At 53.9% G+C, this 20,303-nt stretch carries 21 protein-coding genes; 12 read left to right on the top strand and 9 right to left on the bottom strand.

The window, feature by feature from the left end:
• Positions 1-147: 147 nt before the first annotated feature.
• The 5 genes from ppiB to mnmH all read left to right on the top strand — a co-directional run bounded on the left by ppiB (position 148) and on the right by mnmH (position 4,263).
• Positions 148-642 (top strand): peptidylprolyl isomerase B, encoded by a 495-nt coding sequence (gene ppiB, locus RYZ59_RS04440; protein WP_003021875.1) that lies wholly within the window; start codon positions 148-150, stop codon positions 640-642.
• 2 nt (positions 643-644) lie between these two features.
• Positions 645-1,367 carry a UDP-2,3-diacylglucosamine diphosphatase gene (gene lpxH, locus RYZ59_RS04435; protein ID WP_318044736.1) on the top strand — a complete coding sequence of 241 codons (723 nt, stop codon included), beginning with the start codon at positions 645-647 and terminating at the stop codon, positions 1,365-1,367.
• Between the two features lie 140 nt (positions 1,368-1,507).
• Entirely contained in the window at positions 1,508-2,017 is a 510-nt protein-coding gene (gene purE, locus RYZ59_RS04430; RefSeq protein WP_005125240.1) for a 5-(carboxyamino)imidazole ribonucleotide mutase, read from the top strand.
• The gene (gene purK, locus RYZ59_RS04425; protein ID WP_318044738.1) at positions 2,014-3,081 is read left to right on the top strand and encodes a 5-(carboxyamino)imidazole ribonucleotide synthase; all 1,068 of its coding nucleotides are present in this window, start codon (positions 2,014-2,016) and stop codon (positions 3,079-3,081) included. The genes purE and purK overlap by 4 nt, the downstream gene beginning before the upstream one ends.
• 96 nt (positions 3,082-3,177) lie before the next feature.
• Positions 3,178-4,263: a tRNA 2-selenouridine(34) synthase MnmH gene (gene mnmH, locus RYZ59_RS04420; RefSeq protein ID WP_318044739.1), complete on the top strand. Its 1,086-nt coding sequence runs from the start codon at positions 3,178-3,180 to the stop codon at positions 4,261-4,263.
• On the opposite strand, the gene RYZ59_RS04415 is transcribed toward mnmH, so the two are convergent.
• The 6 genes from RYZ59_RS04415 to ybbA form a co-directional block, all read right to left on the bottom strand.
• Positions 4,264-4,923, bottom strand: coding sequence for a methionine ABC transporter permease (locus tag RYZ59_RS04415; RefSeq protein ID WP_005125237.1), 660 nt, complete (start codon positions 4,921-4,923; stop codon positions 4,264-4,266).
• Positions 4,916-5,932 (bottom strand): virulence-associated ABC transporter ATP-binding protein SfbB, encoded by a 1,017-nt coding sequence (gene sfbB / locus RYZ59_RS04410; protein ID WP_137384584.1) that lies wholly within the window; start codon positions 5,930-5,932, stop codon positions 4,916-4,918. Before sfbB ends, RYZ59_RS04415 begins: the two co-directional genes overlap by 8 nt.
• Before the next feature lie 62 nt (positions 5,933-5,994).
• Positions 5,995-6,825 carry a MetQ/NlpA family ABC transporter substrate-binding protein gene (locus tag RYZ59_RS04405; protein WP_318044741.1) on the bottom strand — a complete coding sequence of 277 codons (831 nt, stop codon included), beginning with the start codon at positions 6,823-6,825 and terminating at the stop codon, positions 5,995-5,997.
• 261 nt (positions 6,826-7,086) lie between these two features.
• Positions 7,087-8,220 carry a porin gene (locus RYZ59_RS04400; protein WP_123268429.1) on the bottom strand — a complete coding sequence of 378 codons (1,134 nt, stop codon included), beginning with the start codon at positions 8,218-8,220 and terminating at the stop codon, positions 7,087-7,089.
• A 187-nt stretch (positions 8,221-8,407) separates the two neighbouring features.
• A complete protein-coding gene (ybbP, locus tag RYZ59_RS04395) occupies positions 8,408-10,822 on the bottom strand; it encodes a putative ABC transporter permease subunit YbbP (protein WP_318044744.1) in 2,415 nt (804 codons plus the stop codon).
• A complete protein-coding gene (gene ybbA, locus RYZ59_RS04390) occupies positions 10,819-11,505 on the bottom strand; it encodes a putative ABC transporter ATP-binding protein YbbA (RefSeq protein ID WP_318044745.1) in 687 nt (228 codons plus the stop codon). The genes ybbP and ybbA overlap by 4 nt, the downstream gene beginning before the upstream one ends.
• Between ybbA and tesA the strand changes: the two genes are divergently transcribed.
• The 3 genes from tesA (at position 11,473) to RYZ59_RS04375 (ending at position 13,938) form a co-directional block, all read left to right on the top strand.
• Positions 11,473-12,090 (top strand): multifunctional acyl-CoA thioesterase I/protease I/lysophospholipase L1, encoded by a 618-nt coding sequence (tesA, locus tag RYZ59_RS04385; RefSeq protein ID WP_318044746.1) that lies wholly within the window; start codon positions 11,473-11,475, stop codon positions 12,088-12,090. The two genes, ybbA and tesA, sit on opposite strands and share 33 nt — an antisense overlap.
• A gap of 163 nt (positions 12,091-12,253) precedes the next feature.
• Positions 12,254-13,024, top strand: coding sequence for an SDR family oxidoreductase (locus tag RYZ59_RS04380; protein ID WP_318044747.1), 771 nt, complete (start codon positions 12,254-12,256; stop codon positions 13,022-13,024).
• Positions 13,025-13,083: 59 nt separating this feature from the next.
• Complete coding sequence (locus RYZ59_RS04375; RefSeq protein ID WP_318044749.1) at positions 13,084-13,938, top strand: co-chaperone YbbN; 855 nt, start codon at positions 13,084-13,086, stop codon at positions 13,936-13,938.
• 94 nt (positions 13,939-14,032) lie between these two features.
• On the opposite strand, the gene fetB is transcribed toward RYZ59_RS04375, so the two are convergent.
• A complete protein-coding gene (gene fetB, locus RYZ59_RS04370) occupies positions 14,033-14,812 on the bottom strand; it encodes an iron efflux ABC transporter permease subunit FetB (RefSeq protein WP_137384591.1) in 780 nt (259 codons plus the stop codon).
• A complete protein-coding gene (fetA, locus tag RYZ59_RS04365) occupies positions 14,805-15,476 on the bottom strand; it encodes an iron efflux ABC transporter ATP-binding subunit FetA (protein ID WP_318044751.1) in 672 nt (223 codons plus the stop codon). Before fetA ends, fetB begins: the two co-directional genes overlap by 8 nt.
• Before the next feature lie 134 nt (positions 15,477-15,610).
• Between fetA and RYZ59_RS04360 the strand changes: the two genes are divergently transcribed.
• The 4 genes from RYZ59_RS04360 to RYZ59_RS04345 are packed head-to-tail and all read left to right on the top strand — an operon-like array spanning position 15,611 to position 19,834.
• A complete protein-coding gene (locus tag RYZ59_RS04360; protein ID WP_318044753.1) occupies positions 15,611-16,528 on the top strand; it encodes an SPFH domain-containing protein in 918 nt (305 codons plus the stop codon).
• Positions 16,525-16,983: an NfeD family protein gene (locus RYZ59_RS04355; protein WP_271454006.1), complete on the top strand. Its 459-nt coding sequence runs from the start codon at positions 16,525-16,527 to the stop codon at positions 16,981-16,983. Before RYZ59_RS04360 ends, RYZ59_RS04355 begins: the two co-directional genes overlap by 4 nt.
• A gap of 20 nt (positions 16,984-17,003) precedes the next feature.
• Positions 17,004-19,148 carry a hypothetical protein gene (locus RYZ59_RS04350; RefSeq protein WP_318044755.1) on the top strand — a complete coding sequence of 715 codons (2,145 nt, stop codon included), beginning with the start codon at positions 17,004-17,006 and terminating at the stop codon, positions 19,146-19,148.
• Entirely contained in the window at positions 19,118-19,834 is a 717-nt protein-coding gene (locus RYZ59_RS04345; protein WP_318044756.1) for a DUF3142 domain-containing protein, read from the top strand. Before RYZ59_RS04350 ends, RYZ59_RS04345 begins: the two co-directional genes overlap by 31 nt.
• On the opposite strand, the gene cueR is transcribed toward RYZ59_RS04345, so the two are convergent.
• Positions 19,831-20,241 (bottom strand): Cu(I)-responsive transcriptional regulator, encoded by a 411-nt coding sequence (gene cueR, locus RYZ59_RS04340; protein ID WP_318044757.1) that lies wholly within the window; start codon positions 20,239-20,241, stop codon positions 19,831-19,833. The genes RYZ59_RS04345 and cueR overlap by 4 nt on opposite strands.
• Positions 20,242-20,303: the final 62 nt, after the last annotated feature.

Genomic DNA, 20,303 nt, shown 5'->3' with positions numbered 1-20,303 from the left:
ATAACAAAGCCCTATAATACCTATAAATTGGCCCCGAAGCAGCACACTTTGCAAGGTGATCGAACCTTGCGGTTATGCTATAACAAGCCCCTATCATGTGACCCTGACCAGGGTCGAAGCACCACTCTATCGGAACAGGATGCAAAAATGGTTACTTTCCACACTAATCACGGCGATATCGTAATCAAAACGTTTGATGATAAAGCGCCTGAAACAGTTAAAAACTTCCTGGACTACTGCCGCGAAGGTTTTTACAACAACACCATTTTCCACCGTGTTATTAACGGTTTCATGATCCAGGGCGGCGGTTTTGAGCCGGGCATGAAGCAAAAAGCCACGAAAGAGGCTATCAAAAACGAAGCCAACAACGGTCTGAAAAACACCCGTGGAACGCTGGCAATGGCGCGTACTCAGGCTCCGCACTCAGCAACCGCACAGTTCTTCATCAACGTTGCTGACAACGACTTCCTGAACTTCTCCGGCGAAAGCATGCAGGGCTGGGGTTACTGTGTATTCGCTGAAGTTGTCGAAGGTATGGATGTCGTTGATAAAATCAAAGGCGTTTCCACCGGTCGCAGCGGTATGCATCAGGATGTACCAAAAGAAGACGTTATCATCGAAAACGTGACCGTCAGCGAGTAATCGTGACGACACTGTTTATTGCAGATCTCCATCTCTGCACGGAAGAACCGGCGATCACCGCCGGTTTTCTGCGTTTTTTAGCCGGCGATGCACGCAAGGTCGATGCGCTGTACATTCTTGGCGATCTGTTTGAAGCCTGGATAGGCGATGACGATCCCAATCCCCTACATCGTAAAATGGCCGCAGCGATAAAAGCGCTGACGGATTCCGGTGTTCCCTGCTTTTTCATTCATGGCAATCGCGATTTTCTGATCGGCAAGCGTTTTGCCCGTGAGAGCGGCATGACCCTGTTACCCGAAGAAAAAGTGCTCGACCTGTATGGCCGTAAGGTACTGATCATGCATGGCGACACCTTATGCACCGACGACGCAGGCTATCAGGCGTTTCGCGCCAAAGTGCATCAACCCTGGTTACAGAAGCTGTTCCTCGCCCTGCCGTTATTCATTCGCCAACGTATTGCCGCGAAGATGCGCGCCAACAGCAAAGCTGCCAATAGCAGTAAATCGCTGGAGATCATGGATGTGAATCCACAGGCCGTCATTGCCGAAATGGAGAAACATCAGGTCCAGTGGTTAATTCACGGTCATACCCATCGCCCGGCAGTCCACGAACTCACGGCCAATGCGCAACCCGCTTTCCGCGTGGTGTTAGGTGCCTGGCACACCGAAGGTTCGATGATTAAAGTCACACCTGACGACGTTGAACTGATCGCTTTTCCGTTTTAATTCTGCAGATACAGCCAACAAAGAGGCAGCTTGAAGAGTGAAGTGTAAAGCAACGCAATCGTTTTCCTTGTTTTTAAAACGTGCTATTCTCTCTCGCCTCTAAAGCAGTGTGAAGCACACCCACAGGAGTTTTTAGACGCATGTCTTCCCGCAATAATCCGGCGCGTGTCGCCATCGTGATGGGGTCCAAAAGCGACTGGGCTACCATGCAGTTCGCCGCCGAAATCTTCGAAATGCTGGACGTTCCACACCATGTTGAAGTCGTCTCAGCCCACCGTACCCCTGACAAACTGTTCAGCTTCGCCGAAAGTGCTGAAGAGAACGGTTATCAGGTCATTATTGCGGGTGCTGGCGGTGCAGCGCATCTGCCGGGCATGATTGCCGCGAAAACGCTGGTCCCCGTGTTAGGCGTTCCGGTACAAAGCGCAGCGTTGAGCGGCGTAGATAGCCTCTATTCGATCGTGCAGATGCCACGCGGCATCCCTGTGGGTACGCTGGCGATTGGCAAAGCGGGTGCGGCCAATGCGGCCCTGCTGGCAGCACAAATTCTGGCAACACACGACAAAGCATTACATCAGCGTCTAAGCGACTGGCGCAAAGCACAAACCGATGAGGTACTGGAGAACCCAGACCCGCGAGGTGCGGCATGAAGCAGGTCTGCGTACTCGGTAACGGCCAGTTAGGGCGCATGCTGCGTCAGGCCGGCGAGCCGCTGGGCATTGCGGTCTGGCCAGTCGGGCTGGATGCCGAACCCACCGCCGTTCCCTTTCAGCAAAGCGTCATTACCGCTGAGATCGAGCGCTGGCCGGAAACCGCGTTAACCCGCGAGCTGGCACGCCATCCGGCGTTCGTGAATCGTGATGTCTTCCCGATTATTGCCGACCGCCTGACGCAAAAGCAGCTTTTTGACAAACTCAACCTGGCAACCGCGCCGTGGCAACTGCTGGCAGAGAAAAGCGAATGGTCTGCAGTATTCGACAAACTCGGCGAGCTGGCGATTGTGAAACGTCGCGTTGGCGGCTATGACGGTCGCGGACAGTGGCGTTTACGCGCAAATGAAACGGAACAATTGCCGGATGATTGCTACGGCGAGTGTATCGTCGAGCAGGGCATTAACTTCTCGGGTGAAGTGTCGCTGGTAGGCGCTCGCGCACACGACGGCAGCACGGTTTTCTATCCGCTGACCCACAACCTGCATCAGGACGGCATTCTGCGTACCAGCGTGGTCTTCCCGCAGGCTAACGCCAGACAGCAGGAGCAGGCCGAAGCGATGCTTTCCGCTATCATGCAGGCGCTGGGTTATGTCGGCGTGATGGCGATGGAATGTTTCATTACCCCGGAAGGTCTGCTGATTAACGAACTGGCGCCTCGCGTGCACAACAGCGGGCACTGGACGCAAAACGGCGCCAGCATCAGTCAGTTCGAGTTGCACCTGCGCGCCATTACCAACCTTCCGTTACCGACGCCGGTGGTGAACAATCCTTCGGTGATGGTAAACCTGATTGGTAGCGACCTGAACTACGACTGGCTGAAACTGCCGCTGGTCCATCTGCACTGGTACGACAAAGAAGTGCGCGAAGGGCGTAAAGTCGGCCACCTGAACCTGAGCGACAGCGATACTGCACGTCTAAATGCCACGCTCGAAGCATTAATTCCCCTACTGCCGCCGGAATATGCCAGCGGAATTATCTGGGCGCAATCAAAGCTGAAATAAGCCATTAATGCCGGGGAGTTGATTTTATACTTCCCCGGCCCCTCTTCAGGCGCGTAAAATCCCCTCCATTGCTGTTTTGTATTTTCAGGACTGAACATGAACGATGGAACGGACTATCGCGCGATCCTGCTCGCCGGTACGCCTTTAATCGATGTACGCGCCCCCGTCGAATTTCAACAGGGTGTGATGCCGGGTGCGATCAATCTCCCCCTAATGAACGATGACGAACGCGCCGCGGTCGGGACCTGCTATAAACGTCAGGGACCGGAGGCGGCGCTCGCATTGGGCCACCAACTGGTCTCGGGTGAAACCCGTCAGCAGCGAATGAACGCCTGGCTGGACGCCTGTCGCCAGCATCCAGAGGGATACTTGTGCTGTGCCCGCGGCGGCCAGCGCTCGCACATCGTGCAACACTGGTTGCAGGAGTCTGGTATCAACTATCCGCTGATAAAAGGTGGTTACAAGGCGCTGCGCCAGGCGACAATACAGCTGACGGAAACGCTGGTGCAAAAACCTATCGTCCTGATTGGCGGCTGTACCGGTAGCGGAAAAACGCTGTTGGTACAACAGCAGCCAAACGGCGTGGATCTCGAAGGTCTGGCACATCATCGCGGTTCCTCTTTTGGCCGCACCGTTGAACCACAGCTGAGCCAGGCGAGCTTCGAAAACCTGCTGGCGGTCGAAATGCTGAAAACCGACAGCCGCCAGGATCTGCGTTTGTGGGTACTGGAAGATGAAGGCCGCATGATTGGTGCCAACCATTTGCCCGAATGTTTACGTGATCGTATGGCCCAGGCATCCATTGCGGTGGTGGAAGATCCCTTTGAGTTACGCCTGGAGCGACTGCGCGAAGAGTATTTTGTCCGTATGCACCACGATTTCACCCGCGTTTACGGGGAAACTCAGGGCTGGCAGGAGTACAGTGACTATCTGCATCACGGCCTGTTCGCCATCCGCCGCCGTCTGGGGTTACAACGCTTTGCCGAGCTGACCACCCTGCTCGACGTGGCTCTGCGCGAACAGCAGGCAACGGGCAGCACCGACGCCCATATGGGCTGGCTGGTGCCGTTGCTCAACGAGTATTACGACCCGATGTATCGCTATCAGCTGGAAAAGAAAGCCGCGAAAATCGTCTTTCGCGGCACATGGCAGGACGTTGCCGACTGGCTTAACGCACGGTGATCAGTGTCTGTCGCGCTTATCCGCGCGTTTCGCCAACCAGTCGCCCAGCACCTGAACCACCTGCACCAGAATAATCAGCGCCACCACGGTGACAATCATGACCTGGGTTTCGTAGCGGTAATAACCAAAGCGAATGGCCAGGTCACCTACCCCACCACCGCCAACGATCCCGGCCATCGCCGAGTAACCGATTAAACTCACCAGCGTTATCGTCAACCCACGCAGCAGACCTGCGCTGGCTTCCGGTAACAGCACGGTGCAGATAATACGCATCGGGCTGGCGCCAAACGCTTCCGCGGCTTCGATAATGCCTTTGTCAACCTCACGTAACGCGCTGTCCACCAGTCGGGCATAAAACGCAATCGCCGCTACCGAGAGCGGAACAGACGCCGCAATCGGTCCGATGGTGTTCCCGAGCAGAAACTGGGTTAACGGCAGCAACAGCACCAGCAGGATCACAAACGGCACCGAACGGATAATGTTCACCAGCACAGAACTGAGCAGATACACGAAACGGTTCTGCCAGAATAAATGTCGGTCGGTGACAAAAATAAGAAACCCTAACGGCAGGCCGCCAACGATCGCCAGCACCGTAGAGATGCTCAGCATCTGGAAGGTTTCATTAAACGCCAGCGTTAAATCAGGCAATAAATCATCCACGAATCACCTCCACCTGTGCGGTACGTTGACGAATATGTTCCACAGCGGCATCGACCGCAGAAGGATTATGTGGGGCGGTCAGTTGCACGACCAAAATACCCAGCGCACGCTCACCGATATACTCAATTTTGCCGTGCAGAATATTTACCGCCACGCCAAATTTAACCGCCACTTCAGACAGCACTGGCTGTTCCGCTGAGTCGCCGATAAATAAAATTTTCAGCAGTTGTCCTGGCAGATGTTGGCGCAGTCGCTCGGGCAGCGTCAAATTGAGGGTATGCGACACCAGTTGCTGCGTGAACGCGTGCTGCGGGTGGGCAAAGACATCAAACACCTCACCGGACTCCACCACCTTGCCGCCGGACATCACCGCCACGCGATCGCAAATTGATTTGATCACATTCATCTCGTGAGTGATCAGCACGATCGTGATCCCCAGTTGTTGGTTGATCTGTTTGAGCAGAGCCAGAATGGTGGCCGATGTTTCCAGATCTAACGCGGAAGTGGGTTCATCGCAAAGCAGTACATCCGGGTGGTTGGCAATGGCGCGGGCAATACCAACACGCTGTTTTTGCCCACCACTGAGCTGCACCGGAAAACGGTTTGCTTTATCCGCTAACCCGACCAGCGCCAGAATCTCCGCCACGCGTGGCGCGATTTTGCTGCGCTCCCATCCGGCAGCCTTCAGGCTGAAAGCAACGTTTTGCGCCACCGTGCGGGTATGCATCAAATTAAAATGCTGAAAAATCATCCCAATACGCTGACGGGCCTTACGTAAGTGCGTTCCTTCCAGCGCTGAAATTTCAACACCGTTCACCTTCACGCTTCCCTGGCTTGGGCGCGTTAAGGCGTTCAGGGTGCGCAGCAACGTACTTTTCCCCGCCCCGCTGGTCCCGACAATGCCAAATATCTCACCTGCGCCGATGCGCAGGCTGACCTCATCAACCGCCCGGGTTGACGGTCCACGGCCTGCGCTGAAATCCACGCAAACCTTATCTATCTCAATCATACCGACCTCAGAAATGCGAAAAGGGCAGTCGTTGCTGCCCTGTTAAACTTTAAGCGCAGCGATTATTGGGCTGCCGTCATCCATTCCGGTTTCTGGAAGGCACTGTAGATGTTTTTCGGATCGTCTATCACCGCACGATACGCCGGAGATTTCACCGCTGCAACAATGTCTTTGGCGAACGGTTTATCTGCATCTTCACTGCGTACCGCAATGATATTTTTCAGGTTTTCATCCAGCTGCTCTTGCTTGATCGCACTGGCGAGATCCAGTTTTGCCGCAACCGCAAAGTTACCGTTAACCAGTGCCCCGGTCACACCATCCAGCGTACGCGGCAACTGCGCAGCTTCCAGCGGTTTAAACACCAGTCCTTTCGGGTTACTGGCGATATCACGTTCAGAAGCTTTAGTGGGATCAATATTGTCTTTGATGGTGATAAGGTCGATAGATTGCAGGAAGCGCAGACCACGAGCCAGGTTAGTCGGATCGTTAGAAAGCGTGATGACATCACCTTTCTTCAGTTCATCCAGGCTCTTGATTTTATGCGAATAAAACCCCATCCCCGCCGTTGGCACAACGATGAGCTTACTCAATTTCAACCCTTTGTCGGCGGTGAATTTGTCAAAATAAAGCGAGTGCTGAAACAGGTTTGCGTCAATGCTGCCGTTGGAGAGCGCCATGTTTGGCTGAACATAATCACTAAATTCGCGCACCACTACCTTATAGCCTTTCTCTTTCAGCGTCGGAGCAATGGCCTGTTTCACCATATCTCCGTATGGCCCAGGCGCGACGCCAAACACGATTGTGTGCGGGTCACTGTTCGCATGAGCAAACTGTAATCCACAGGCCAGTAACAGCGCCCCGGTCGCGACGCGTAAACTCTGACGCAATCCCATATTCTCTCCATTTTAACGTTGTGGTGTCATGTCTCACGCCGTTCTTGCGGCGTTGTTCTTGTTGGCCCGTTAACAGGCTGATTGTTAACATGACACAGATCACAACCTGCTGTCCTTGAAATTATTTCATGATGTTGCAGAGTATGTTTTTAAATGTGAGAAGGCATGAAAAAGCCGGATGTCGGCACACGTGCCTTATCCGGCCTACAACAACTCTCTTAGGCCCGATAAACGCAAGCGTATCGGGCGGCAGGCGTTCGATTAGAAGTCGTAACGCAGACGAACCAGGTTCATATCACCCAGATTGTCGGTGCTGGAAGTGAATACGTGTTCGTAATCAACACGGAAACCGTAATCCAGCTGGAAGCTGATACCCACGCCGTTGTCGGTACGCAGGTAGTTACGGCCATTCACGTACTCAATACGGTCGCCCATAAAGTAAGGCTGAACGGATTTCAGCGCATACTGACCCACCGGGAAGGTGTAACCCGCGAAGTATTCCAGACCCCACGCATCACCGGCAAAGTAGTCGTTAACAGACACTTTTTTGGTGGTCATGAAGTTTTGATACCAACCGCCGCCCAGCGAGAAGGTCCAGTTGTCCGGTTTCCAGCTCAGCGCAGTACCGACGATGTTTTGATCGTAGGTTTTGCTGGTGTTGCCACGCATCTCCGCACGGGTGTAGTTCCACGCTGTACCCCAGGTCAGGTCATCCGTAATATGATAATCCACACCCAGTGAACCGCCGCCTTTACGTTTGTAACGCAGGCCGTTATTCGGGTTATAGTCATCGCTGAACAGATAAGAAGCGTAGAGATCAACATCGCCTACCGTATTTTTATACTTCAGTGACTTACGTGTACGATACGAACCGTCATAGTCGCCGTTGATCCCGTTACCTGGTGCCTGACCGATCATGTCGTAGTCCCAGATATCCGTTTTCGCGCCAACCACATCATAGTAAATGCTGTTCTGTTGACCGAAGGTCAGCGTACCCCAGGTCGCGCTCTTCAGACCGGTGTACAGCATACGGCGCGTGGTATCGTTGGCGCCGTCAGCATAGTGATTATCCCAGTTGAACATAGCCGGGAAGTTAACGCCCAGCTCGTAGTAACTCACCCAACTGATGTCGTCAAACAGATAGTAATCAGCAGCGAAACGGAAACGAGTACCGCCGTCGAAACCATTACGTTTGTAACCATTCTTACCATCATCGCCAGCCATATTCTGGAACTGCGGACGAATACTCCCGCCGACGGTGAAGTTAAGACGGCTCAGCGGATTGCCCGCCTGCGGATCTTGTTTCAGGACCGTGATTTCCGCCTGGGAGGCGAAAGTCGTTAATGCCACTGCTGCGCCGATCGATACTGCCAGCGCTGTTTTTTTTATAGTCATTATTTGTACCTTGATAGATAGCCTGCCAATTATTCAGCGTACAAATATTAACGTTTATTAATACACTCGTGTTGTCGGGTTTTTATTGTTCTGTGCTGTTAAATATCAACGAGTTATCAATTTGTGCTACATAGATAAAAAAACGCACCGATTTAAAAAACCGGTGCGTAATCATCACTAATATGAATTAACTACTGAACTGACGGAAAAGTGCTTTGCCTTTTAACAGACGCGAGCCAAGCCATCCACCGCATAGGGAGAGTAGCAACGCCCCGCAGAAGGGTAAGACTACCCACAGTCGCCAGTCAGGTTCCCAAGGGAAATCAAAGACTTTTGTTTGCAGAACCGCCAGCGCCGTTTCCGCACCGATGGCCGCCACCAGGCCGGAGACCATCCCCAACATGGCAAACTCGCACCACAGCGTGGTACGCAGTAGTTTCTTGCCCGCGCCCAGCGTTCGCCAGACCACCAGTTCCTGATGACGCTGACGCATCCCCACCTGAACCTGCGCCAGCAGCAATAACATGCCGCAAGCGGTGACCAGAACCACCATCACTTCCAGCGCACGACTCACCTGCTCCAGTACCTGGCTGACCTGTTTGAGGATGGCGCCAATATCCAGCAGGCTGATGGTCGGAAACTCCCGATTAAGCTGCGTCAACATGCCGTTGCCGTTCTCCCAACGAAAGCTGGTTAACCAGCTCTGGGGCTGATCGTCGAGCGCACCGGAAGGGAAGATAAAGAAGAAATTCGGTCGCAGGCTTTCCCAATCCACTTTGCGCAGGCTGCTTACCGTGGCACTGAAATCCTGGGTATCGCCCATAAAGGTCACACGATCGCCAAGCTTCACGTTTAAGCGCTTCGCCAGCCCCTCTTCCATCGACACTTCACCCGCTTTTGGCGGCCAGCTTCCGGCGGTAATCGGGTTATGATCCGGCCGGGTATCCTGCCAGGTCAGATTAAGCTCGCGGTTCAACGCCTCATCCTGATTGCCTTCGGTCGGCTTGTCATTGATAGCCGTCAGACGCGCCCGCACAATCGGATAGAACGATTCCGGGATCACCTGATGTTCAGACAGGAAAGCCTTCAGCGGAACCACCTGCTCGGTGGCAATGTTGATCAGAAAATAGTTCGGACTTTCTGGCGGCATTTGCTGCTGCCAGCGATCGAGCAGATCGCCGCGCAGCACCAGTAACAACGCCAGCAGCATAAAGGAAAGCGAAAAGGCCGATAGCTGGCTCAGCGTCGACCACGGCTGGCGCAACAGTCGACTGACCGCTAAACGTAGCGGTAGCGACGTTAACGTCAGGCCACGTAGTACGTTGAGCAGCATCCAGCCCAGCACGCCGCACAAGAGCGCCAGTACAACCGCGCCGGCCAGCACCGCCCACAGCAGCATGCTCCCCCCCATCAGTCCGGCAAGCAGCGCGACCACAACGATCAATACCACAGGCAAATAGAACTTCAGCGGCCAGACGTTGGCGACGACATCACGACGCAGTACCCGCAATGGCTGTGTCGCCAGCAGCAGCCGATAAGGACGTAGCCCCACCAATAGGGAAATGACAGTCATGGTGCCTAATGCCCATAGCCACGGCCAGGGGCTGGCAGGCGGCAACTCGCCGGGCAGAACCGGTTTGAGCAACACCACCAGCACGCGCTCAAATAACAGGCCAAACAGCCCCCCGGTTGCACCAGACAGCACCAGCACCATCAGCCACTGTCCAATAATCAGCTTACGCAGCTGCGCCCTGCCCGCGCCGAGCGTTTTCAGAATCGCCACCAGGTCGTAACGACTACGGCAATAGTGGCTCATCGCTACAGCAACTGCGGCCACCGCCAGCAGCAGCGTTAACAATGCAGAAAGCAGCAGGAATTGTTGCGAACGCTCAAGCGATTTCCCCAGTGCCCCCTCATCCTGTTCCAGCCCATACCAGCGCTGTTCTGGCTTCAGCTGTGGCAGCAACCACTTTTCATAGCCTTCTAATTGCTGCGGTGTCCCGCCAAATTTATAGCGCCAGGTCACCCGGCTTCCCGGCTGGACCGCTCCCGTTTTTTCAACATCCGCCATGTTCATCATCAGACGCGGCGCTATCTGGAACGGATTAAAGCCAGAGTCAGGTTCCTGCACCACTTCACCCGCAATGCGCAACGTGGCATCGCCAACGTCGATGGCGTCGCCGATTTTTAAGTTGAGCAGCGCCATCAAACGCGGCGCCAGCAGCACCGAGCCAGGCTGCGGTTTCAGCCCCGGCGGATGGGTCTGCAACGAGCCGTACATCGGATACACATCATCCACCGCTTTGACGTTCGCCAGTTGCGGCGTATCGCGGGCAAAAGTCATGGTGGCAAAGGTGAGCTGTTCCCCCACCTTCAGGCCACGCTGTCGCGCCTCGTCAATCCACGCTTTCGGCACGGTACGCGAACTTTGTAGCGACCGATCGCCCGCCATAAACTCACGGCTTTGCTGGCTCAGCCCTTTTTCCATACGATCGCTGATATTGCCCAGCGCCAGCACACAAGCTACCGCCAGGCTCAGCGCCAGCCAGACAATCAGTAATGAAGGCGAGCGCCATTCGCGCCAGAACCAGCGTGCAATCATGCCTCCTCCTGCAACTGTCCATTCACCAGGCGTAAACGCCGATCGCAACGCGCCGCCAGCTGCGGGTCATGGGTCACCAGAATCAGGGTGGTACCGTGTTCCCGGTTCAAAGAAAACAGCAGGTCGGCGATTTTGTCTCCGGTCTGGCGGTCCAGATTGCCCGTTGGTTCATCGGCAAACAGCACGTCAGGGCGACCGTTAAAGGCCCGCGCCAACGCCACGCGCTGCTGCTCACCGCCAGAAAGCTGAGCCGGAAGATGGTCGAGCCGTTTCCCCAACCCCAATTGTTCAAGCAGCGTTTTCGCACCATCGCGGCTTTTCCCACTGTGTTCTCCCCGCAACAGTGCAGGAAGCTCAACGTTCTCCAGTGCGTTCAGCGTTGGAATTAACATGAATGACTGGAAGACAAAGCCAACATGTCGCGCCCGTAACTGCGCCCGGGCTTCTTCGTCCATGGTATGCAGCGCCTGCCCCACCAGGCTGACTTCACCGCTGGAGCCATCGTCCAGCCCGGCAAGGATCGCCAGCAGCGTGGATTTCCCCGATCCCGACTCGCCAATCAACGCAATGGTCTCGGTGCGTTTGACAACCAGTTCAACTCCGGTAAGGATGGATAGCTCGTGATCACCCTGACCGACGGATTTCTTAAGATGATGAACTTCAACAATGTTTTCCGCTGGCATTTGCCTTTCCTGTTCCTGGTTCTGTTAACTTTCCGCGTCGCCGCGGCGGACACGTTACTTATTCTGGGTGACAGCCTGAGCTCCGGATACCGTATGCCAGCCAGTGCGGCGTGGCCTGCACTGCTTAATGATAAATGGCATAGCAAAACACCGGTGGTAAATGCCAGTATTAGCGGCGATACCTCGCAGCAGGGTCTGGCCCGTCTGCCCGCATTACTGAAACAACATCAGCCGCGCTGGGTGCTGGTAGAACTGGGTGGCAATGATGGCCTGCGCGGGTTTGCACCTGCCCAAACTGAACAAACCCTGCGTACCATTTTGCAGGACGTAAAAGCGGCGAATGCCGAACCGCTGCTGATGCAAATTCGTCTGCCAGCAAACTACGGTCGCCGTTATAATGAAACCTTTAGCGCGATGTATCCCAAGCTTGCCAAAGAGTTTGATATTCCTCTGCTGCCCTTTTTTATGGAAGAGGTCTATCTGAAACCCCAATGGATGCAGGATGATGGTATCCATCCTAATCGTGACGCCCAGCCGTTTATTGCCGACTGGATGGCGAAACAATTGACTCCTTTTCTATCCTAAATAATTCGAGTTGTATGAAGGCGGCAAGTGAGAGAGTCTCCAGGAGCATAGATAACTATGTGACTGGAGTGAGCGAGCGTAGCCAACGCACAGACAACTTGAAGTATGACGGATATAGTAAATCACGACTCGTAAATCAACGGAGATCCTGACAGGTAAAGTTATGCAAAAATCGGTCTTAATAACAGGATGTTCCAGTGGTATTGGCCTGGAAAGTGCGCTTGAGCTTAAACGCCAGGGTTTTCGAATTCTGGCTGGCTGCCGCAAACCTGAGGATGTCGCGCGCATGAACGGCATGGGATTCACCGGCATATTGCTGGATCTCGACTCACCAGAAAGCGTGGATCGCGCCGCCGATGAGGCGATCGCCCTGACCGATAACCGTTTGTATGGGATCTTTAACAACGCCGGATTCGGCGTTTACGGCCCACTGTCCACCATCAGCCGCGAGCAAATGGAACAGCAGTTTTCCGCCAACTTTTTTGGCGCACATCAGCTCACCATGCGCCTGCTACCTGCTATGTTACCTCATGGCGAAGGGCGTATTGTGATGACCTCTTCAGTCATGGGATTAATTTCCACGCCAGGGCGCGGCGCGTATGCCGCCAGCAAATATGCGCTGGAAGCCTGGTCCGATGCGCTACGGATGGAACTTCGCCATAGCGGAATTAAGGTCAGCCTGATTGAACCCGGCCCCATTCGCACCCGCTTTACTGAAAACGTCAACCAGACCCAGAGTGATAAGCCCGTCGAGAACCCCGGTATTGCTGCACGGTTTACATTGGGTCCGGAGACCGTTGTCGCCAAAGTGCGCCATGCTTTTGAGAGCGACAAACCCAAATTGCGTTATCCCGTTACGCTGGTGACCTGGGCTGTGACGTTGCTTAAACGTCTGCTGCCGGGCCGCGCAATGGACAAAATTTTACACGGCTGAGTTGAAGCCTGCTCGTCAGCCCCCATGTAGAAACAAATAGACGAATAGAGAGTGACTCCATGTCCGCACAAAATATTGTCAATATTAACGAATCAAATCTGCAGCAGACCCTTGAATTGTCGATGACCACCCCGGTCCTGTTCTATTTCTGGTCTGAACGTAGCCAACATTGTCTGCAATTAACGCCGGTACTGGAGAGCCTTGCTGCACAGTACAACGGCCAGTTTATTCTTGCCAAGCTGGACTGCGACGCCGAACAGATGATCGCGTCTCAGTTTGGTCTGCGTGCAATCCCAACGGTTTATCTGTTCCAGAACGGTCAGCCGGTCGATGGCTTCCAGGGACCGCAGCCGGAAGAAGTTATCCGCGCACTGCTGGAAAAAGTATTGCCTAGCGAAGAAGAGCTGAAGGCACGCCAGGCAATTGAGTTTATTGAAGCGGGTAACCACGCCGACGCCCTGCCGCTGTTGAAAGAAGCGTGGCAAATCTCCAATCAGAGCAGTGAAATTGGTCTGCTGCTGGCGGAAACGCAAATCGCGCTGAATCGTTCTGAAGATGCCGAAGCTGTACTCAAAACCATTCCATTGCAGGATCAGGATACCCGTTATCAGGGGCTGGTCGCGCAAATTGAACTGCTGAAGCAGGCCGCAGATACGCCGGAAATCCAACAGCTGCAGCAGCAGGTCGCCAGCAATCCGCAGGATGCGGCACTGGCAACGCAGTTGGCTATTCAATTGCACCAGGTTGGACGTAACGAAGAAGCGCTGGAACTCCTGTTCGGCCATTTGAAGAAAGATCTCGCGGCGGCTGATGGTCAGGCACGTAAGACCTTCCAGGAGATCCTCGCGGCGCTGGGTACCGGTGATGCGCTGGCGTCAAAATATCGTCGTCAGCTGTACGCACTGTTGTACTAATCCGTTTCATTTTGCCCGATGGCGCAGTGCTTATCGGGCCGACAAATACCACTCTCGTCGGCCGGATAAGCGGTAGCCGCTATCCGGCATCACATCACGGTTTCTTTAATGGCGTCACCACCAACTGGTGGCGTGAATTATAGAACTTCCGATAGGTTAAATAGCAGGCGATAATGGTCGACAGGCTGGCGGTAGAGAGCAGCATAAACGTCACCATAATCTGATACTTAATCGCTTTTACCGGATCGATACCGGCAAAGATCAATCCTGACATCATCCCCGGCAAACTCACCAATCCGACGGTTTTCGCGGAGTCGATCGTTGGGATCAGCGATGCGCGAATACTGTCCCGAATAAGCGGTGCGGACGCGACTTTCGGCGTCGCGCCGAGGCTTAATTTCTCCTGAATTTGCTGCTGCTCGCTGCTAAAACGCTGCCCCAGGTTGTTGTAACATAACCCGACGGCCACCATCGCATTCCCGGCGATCATGCCGGAAATCGGGATCACCTGCATCGGTGCAAACTCGATGGAGCCTGACAGTACCAAAACGGCCAGCGTGACTCCCGCCCCCGAAGTAATGGCGATAAATGAGGAGATAAAAGCCTTATCAATATATTTACTGCGTTTTTGCGCGTTATATGCGGCGTTAAAGCAGATAAACAGCACCATCACTAAGGTCAGAATGCTGTGGTTGACGCCGAAAATATATTTCAGCACATAGCCTACGATAATAAGCTGAACCACTGCCCGGCAAACGCTCCAGAGAATATCTTTTTCCAGTGCCAGTTTTTCTTTGTGGCTGATCAGCATCGCCACCACTACCAGCATCATCGCTAACGCCAGTGATTCGTTGGTAATATTATGCTCATTCATTGCTTACTTCCTGCATTTCTCCGGCATGCGGCTGAAGGATAATGACATTATCCGCATGATTAATTTCATCTTTGTCGTGCGTCACCCACAGCACAGCAATATTCTTATCGCGCACATAGCGGTGAATTAGCTCATTCACATTCCGTTTGTTGGCTTCATCCAGCGCGCTGGTGATTTCATCGAGCAGCAGGATTTTCGGCAGAAACTGCAAATTACGCATTAACGAGACGCGCTGCTTTTCGCCGCCGGACAGCTCATTGATGTTTTTTTTGAGGATTGCCTCGGGCAACTCAAATCGGGCCAGATCGGCCAGAAACACATCCGGTTCCGGACGTTTGTCGCGGATTTGCCAGGGGAAAATGAGGTTGTCGTAGACGGTATCACCAAACAAAGCGGGCGTTTGTGCGCAATAGGAGACCTGCTGACGATACGCTTCCGGCTTGAGGGTCGTTATCTCCTTCCCCTCAAAGATAATCTCACCCGCACTCGGGCTAATTAACGACGCAACAATTTTCAACAACGTGCTTTTACCGCAACCGGACTGGCCGGTAATCAGCTTAAATTCTCCGGCATTAAGATTAAAACTGATGTTATTAAGAATTTTCGTTGTTCCCGCCTGCCAGGCGACATTCTTTAACTGAAGCAGCATTCTGCTTTCTTCCATTACCAATCCCTTTTTTACCTCTTTCGTGCAGACAGTCTATCCCTGTAATTTATTATAGGGGAGCCCACCTTGATAAATCGGGTATAATTTGATTAATGAGGCAGTAAAGGACATCACAACAGGAGGTTTCATCAATGCTCATTTTTATTCCTATTCTTATTTTTGTCGCGCTGGTGATCGTCGGCGCGGGCGTCAAAATCGTCCCGCAGGGATATCAGTGGACGGTAGAGCGTTTTGGCCGTTACACCAAAACCCTGCAACCGGGTTTAAGCCTTGTTGTACCGTTCATGGACCGCATTGGTCGTAAGATCAACATGATGGAACAGGTGCTTGATATCCCCTCTCAGGAAGTCATCTCCAAAGATAACGCCAACGTCTCGATTGATGCTGTGTGCTTTATTCAGGTCATCGACGCGCCGAAAGCCGCGTATGAAGTCAGCAACCTGGAACTGGCGATCATCAACCTGACCATGACCAACATTCGTACGGTTCTCGGCTCGATGGAACTCGATGAGATGCTCTCCCAGCGCGACAACATCAATACGCGCTTGCTGCATATCGTTGATGAAGCCACCAATCCCTGGGGCATCAAAATTACCCGTATTGAGATCCGCGATGTTCGTCCACCGGCAGAGCTTATCGATGCGATGAACGCGCAGATGAAAGCAGAGCGTACCAAGCGTGCCTACATTCTTGAAGCCGAGGGTATCCGTCAGGCGGAGATCGTCAAGGCCGAAGGTGAGAAACAGTCGAAAATCCTGAAAGCAGAAGGTGAACGCCAGTCCGCTTTCTTACAGGCCGAGGCACGTGAACGTTCAGCGGAAGCGGAAGCTCGTGCAACGCAGATGGTATCTGAAGCCATTGCCGCTGGGGACATCCAGGCTGTGAACTACTTTGTGGCACAGAAATACACCGAAGCGCTGCAACATATCGGTTCGTCGAATAACAGCAAAGTGGTGATGATGCCGCTGGATGCCAGTAGCCTGATGGGCTCCATTGCCGGGATCGCCGAACTGGTTAAGGACAGCGCCAGCGAGCGGAAAAAATCATGATAGCGATGATTCTGGTTCACCCACATATCTTCTGGCTTAGCCTCGGGGGTTTGTTATTGGCCGCCGAGATGCTGGGCGGTAACGGTTATCTGCTATGGAGCGGTGTAGCGGCGGTGATAACCGGGCTGGTTATCTGGCTCGTACCGCTCGACTGGGCGTGGCAGGGAGCAATGTTCGCCGTATTAACACTGCTGGCGGCCTGGTTGTGGTGGAAATGGCTGGCAAAGCGCGTGCAAGAGCAGAAACCGGCCGACAGTCATCTTAATCAGCGCGGACAACAGTTGGTTGGCCGTCGGTTTACACTGGAAACCGCCCTGGTCAATGGTCGCGGGCATATGCGCGTCGGCGACAGCTCGTGGCCCGTCAGCGCCAATGATGACTTAAGCGCCGGAACACACGTTGAAGTGGTTGCCGTTGAAGGCATAACTCTGGTAATCAAAGCCGTATCACCATAAAACAGACAGGAAATAAGACTATGGTCAGGAAGACACCCCTCGCCTTTGCCCTTTTCACCCTACTGGCAACTGCTCCTCAGGCGTTTGCCTCATCAGATATAGAAGATTGCAAATGGAGCGATGACCACTGTCTGCTGAAAGGCACGCCGACCTTCAGCCCCGGAAACGACAGCCGTGATAACCTGCTACGACTGCTGAGTCAGGAGAAATCGTTCGCCCTGCCGATACAGGCGATGCCTGAGGATATCACCCGCTCCCGTGATTTCTATTTCGCTTATCACCCGCAGTGGGATGACATCACGTCGCCCGCAGCCGCAGTCCCGGAGCAAAACGCTGATGACACGCTAACCCGGCAAATGGCCGAACTGCACATCAGCGCGGATGAGGTAATCAGCAATAATGATGATCTCGAAAACCGACATGTTTCGAATAATATGGGCAGCGCCAGTCAATTCTTTGGCGCACTGCTCACCGATACCTCGTTGACGGTGGAACAACGCCAGGCTCTGGCGCAAGCGCGGATGGGGCTGTTGTCCGGCGCAACCCGCGAACAGATTGATGCCTCATTGACCACTCTGCCTGAGGATTCCGGTGCTCAACGCTATAAAACGTACCTGATTGCCGCCGCCAATTTCTATGCCGGTGATTATGTGAATGCCGAACAAGCGTTTGCTCAGCTAGCGAAAAGCGATCGCCCATGGCTGGCAGAAACGGCGCAGTACATGCTAATGCGCACAGCACTGAATAAAAGTAGTCAGAACAGCGTCGGTGAATACGGTGATTTTGATATCGCCAGGATTAACCACCAGGATGCCGCTCAGGCACAGACACAGGCGCAAGCCTATCTGCAACGCTGGCCGCAAGGCCAGTACGCCGATTCGACGCGCGGTATGCTGCGTCGTATCAACTGGTATTTACAAGCCTGGCCGCAGCTGGCCGGACTGTATGAGCAGGCCTTCGAGACGTCGGCCAATGCGCAGCAGTTGCGTGAGACCGTGACAGAATACGATAACGTCTACGGTATGCAATTCTATGAACAATCCGTGATTGAAGCCTTTCCTGATGCGCCCCGCGTAAGCTATATCGAACTGTTACGCGCACTGCGTCTGAATAGCGATAAAAAACCCACGCTGACCCAGGCGCAACTTGATGCGAGCAAGCCGGTATTTGAACAAAGCCAACACATGCCGCTGTGGCGCAATTTGCAGCTGAATTTATGGATGGAGGCGGGCAACTACGCGGCTATTGTTCAGGCAGTAACCCCGGCACAACAACTTTCCGCACACGATACGCTCGCGTTTAGCGAACAGGTGCTGTACGGCGAAGCGTTGATGGGCCAGAAGAATTGGACCGCGGCACGTGATTTCTGGCAGCAGTTGCTGAACGTGAGCAAAGATAACGAGCAGCAGCAATATGTACAGGCCAAGCTGGCGGCTACGCTGGTTTACAGTGGTGACAGCGCGGCGATATTCGCCCCGGACAGTGCGGTAACCAATCTGCGTTTCCGCTCTCAGGTGCTGAAAACACAGGCAACGCCAGAACTGTTGCGCCAGCAGGCTACCCATGGGCCTAACAATGAAGAGCGCACGATAGCTCTGCATACGTTGCTGGTTCGGGATCTTACCGAGAACCGTTTTGCAGACTGGTTGAATGACCGAAAACTGGCCCGAGCCATTAGCCAACCGGTTGTTGGCACCGCATTTGATGACGTCAATCTGAGCGTGTTTGACTGGAACGGTGATGCCGCTCAGGCCGGCTATACCTGCCGCAGCCTCAATGAAACGGTCACGGTATTAAGCCGCAAAGCCGATGATGCCCACGCGCTGAACTGTCTGGGTGAGTTCTTCCGTACCACACAAACCCATGTCGATCTGTGGAAAAACAGTAGCGGTAACGATGTGCTGGAAGTGGCCATTACGCGACAGGTGCCGTTCGGTCAGTTCGACAGGCAGCGCTATTATCAACAGGTTATCGCGTCCCCAACAGCGGAAGTCGAGGATAAAAGCTTTGCGCTGTATCGGGCCATCATGTGCTACTCCCCGTCAGGTTATAACGAATGCGGCGGCGAAGAGGTGGATAAATCACAGCGAAAAGACTGGTTCACGCAGTTAAAGACGCAGTATCCGGGAAGTCCGTGGGCGCAAAAACTCAAATACTACTGGTAATCGCGCTGCTGGCCGGTCAGGCACAGGCGGCAGATATCGTCGCCGCCCGTGACCATTCGGCCTTCTGGCTGTGGTCCGGGGTGAAAGCCAGTGCTGAACTGCAAAATGCGCAAGCGGTCTATCTGCATCAGGGCGAGGTGCTGGTTCGATCGGGTAACGTGGTTTTCCAGCGTCTGGGACTGCCGGTCAGTCGTCTGACTTTTCCCTCAATCTGGCTGACGGTCCGCTTTACCACGCTCGACGTACCGGAGGAGATTCCTGCCCGAATCATACGGCTGATGCAACGCTGGCAGAGCGCCGGCAACCACGTCGTCGGCCTGCAGGTCGATTTCGACGCGGCAACCCACCAGCTTACCGATTACGCCCGTTTTCTACAGCAGCTACGCCAACAGCTACCGGCCGAGTTTGCGCTTGGCGTGACTGGTCTGCTGGACTGGGCAAAAACCGGGGATGTCACCACGCTAAACGCACTGCCGGTCGATGAACTGGTGGTGCAGAGCTATCAGGGGCGTCAGACGGTGGCAAATTATCAGGCGTATCTGCCTGCACTCGCCCGTCTGCGCATTCCGTTTAAGCTGGGGCTGGTGCAAAACGGTAACCGGGATCTGCAGGCTGAGGCTCAGCTTGAAAAATCCCCGTGGTACCGTGGCACAGTGGTGTTTATGCTCAATCCCCCTCGCCATTAAGTCTTTGCTTTGTGATGGCAACAGCCGGAGAGGTTATCCATGATCGGGCATTCGGCGCTATCATCACCAGGGCAACTGTCCGCCAGCGCCAGCAAATGCAAGCGCATGGCCTGCAGCTCGCTGATATGCCGCTCGATGTCCGCCACTTTTTCTAACGTGCGCTTTTTGACATCCGCGCTGTGACGCGCCGGATCGTTAAACAAGTTGACCAGCTCACCGCACTCTTCCAGGTTAAAGCCAACCTGCCGCGCCTGACGCAGCAGCGTCAGTTCATTCAGATGCTGCTGGTTGTATGTGCGATAACCGTTTTCGCTACGTAGTGGCGGCGTCACTAAACCTTTTTCTTCATAAAAGCGTATCGCTTTACTGGTTAAACCGGTTTTTTTAGCAACATCGGATATATTCACATTTTCCCCCTTGACCTTCCCCTTGATGGAAGGTTTAACCTTTATAACAGTTAGTCAAAACG

The organism is Citrobacter sp. HN-141 (genome assembly GCF_033341895.1).
Lineage (GTDB): Bacteria > Pseudomonadota > Gammaproteobacteria > Enterobacterales > Enterobacteriaceae > Citrobacter.
This window is presented reverse-complemented; position numbering and strand designations above follow the sequence as displayed.

Excerpts from the sequence above, each read along its gene's own strand:
- purE (WP_005125240.1), top strand. The coding sequence starts at position 1,508 with ATGTCTTCCCGCAATAATCCGGCGCGTGTCGCCATCGTGATGGGGTCC.
- purK (WP_318044738.1), top strand. The coding sequence starts at position 2,014 with ATGAAGCAGGTCTGCGTACTCGGTAACGGCCAGTTAGGGCGCATGCTG.
- sfbB (WP_137384584.1), bottom strand. The coding sequence starts at position 5,932 with ATGATTGAGATAGATAAGGTTTGCGTGGATTTCAGCGCAGGCCGTGGA.
- tesA (WP_318044746.1), top strand. The coding sequence starts at position 11,473 with ATGATGAACTTCAACAATGTTTTCCGCTGGCATTTGCCTTTCCTGTTC.
- RYZ59_RS04400 (WP_123268429.1), bottom strand. The coding sequence starts at position 8,220 with ATGACTATAAAAAAAACAGCGCTGGCAGTATCGATCGGCGCAGCAGTG.
- fetA (WP_318044751.1), bottom strand. The coding sequence starts at position 15,476 with ATGGAAGAAAGCAGAATGCTGCTTCAGTTAAAGAATGTCGCCTGGCAG.
- ybbA (WP_318044745.1), bottom strand. The coding sequence starts at position 11,505 with ATGCCAGCGGAAAACATTGTTGAAGTTCATCATCTTAAGAAATCCGTC.
- fetB (WP_137384591.1), bottom strand. The coding sequence starts at position 14,812 with ATGAATGAGCATAATATTACCAACGAATCACTGGCGTTAGCGATGATG.
- RYZ59_RS04375 (WP_318044749.1), top strand. The coding sequence starts at position 13,084 with ATGTCCGCACAAAATATTGTCAATATTAACGAATCAAATCTGCAGCAG.
- RYZ59_RS04405 (WP_318044741.1), bottom strand. The coding sequence starts at position 6,825 with ATGGGATTGCGTCAGAGTTTACGCGTCGCGACCGGGGCGCTGTTACTG.
- RYZ59_RS04360 (WP_318044753.1), top strand. The coding sequence starts at position 15,611 with ATGCTCATTTTTATTCCTATTCTTATTTTTGTCGCGCTGGTGATCGTC.
- ppiB (WP_003021875.1), top strand. The coding sequence starts at position 148 with ATGGTTACTTTCCACACTAATCACGGCGATATCGTAATCAAAACGTTT.
- mnmH (WP_318044739.1), top strand. The coding sequence starts at position 3,178 with ATGAACGATGGAACGGACTATCGCGCGATCCTGCTCGCCGGTACGCCT.
- ybbP (WP_318044744.1), bottom strand. The coding sequence starts at position 10,822 with ATGATTGCACGCTGGTTCTGGCGCGAATGGCGCTCGCCTTCATTACTG.
- RYZ59_RS04380 (WP_318044747.1), top strand. The coding sequence starts at position 12,254 with ATGCAAAAATCGGTCTTAATAACAGGATGTTCCAGTGGTATTGGCCTG.
- RYZ59_RS04350 (WP_318044755.1), top strand. The coding sequence starts at position 17,004 with ATGGTCAGGAAGACACCCCTCGCCTTTGCCCTTTTCACCCTACTGGCA.
- RYZ59_RS04355 (WP_271454006.1), top strand. The coding sequence starts at position 16,525 with ATGATAGCGATGATTCTGGTTCACCCACATATCTTCTGGCTTAGCCTC.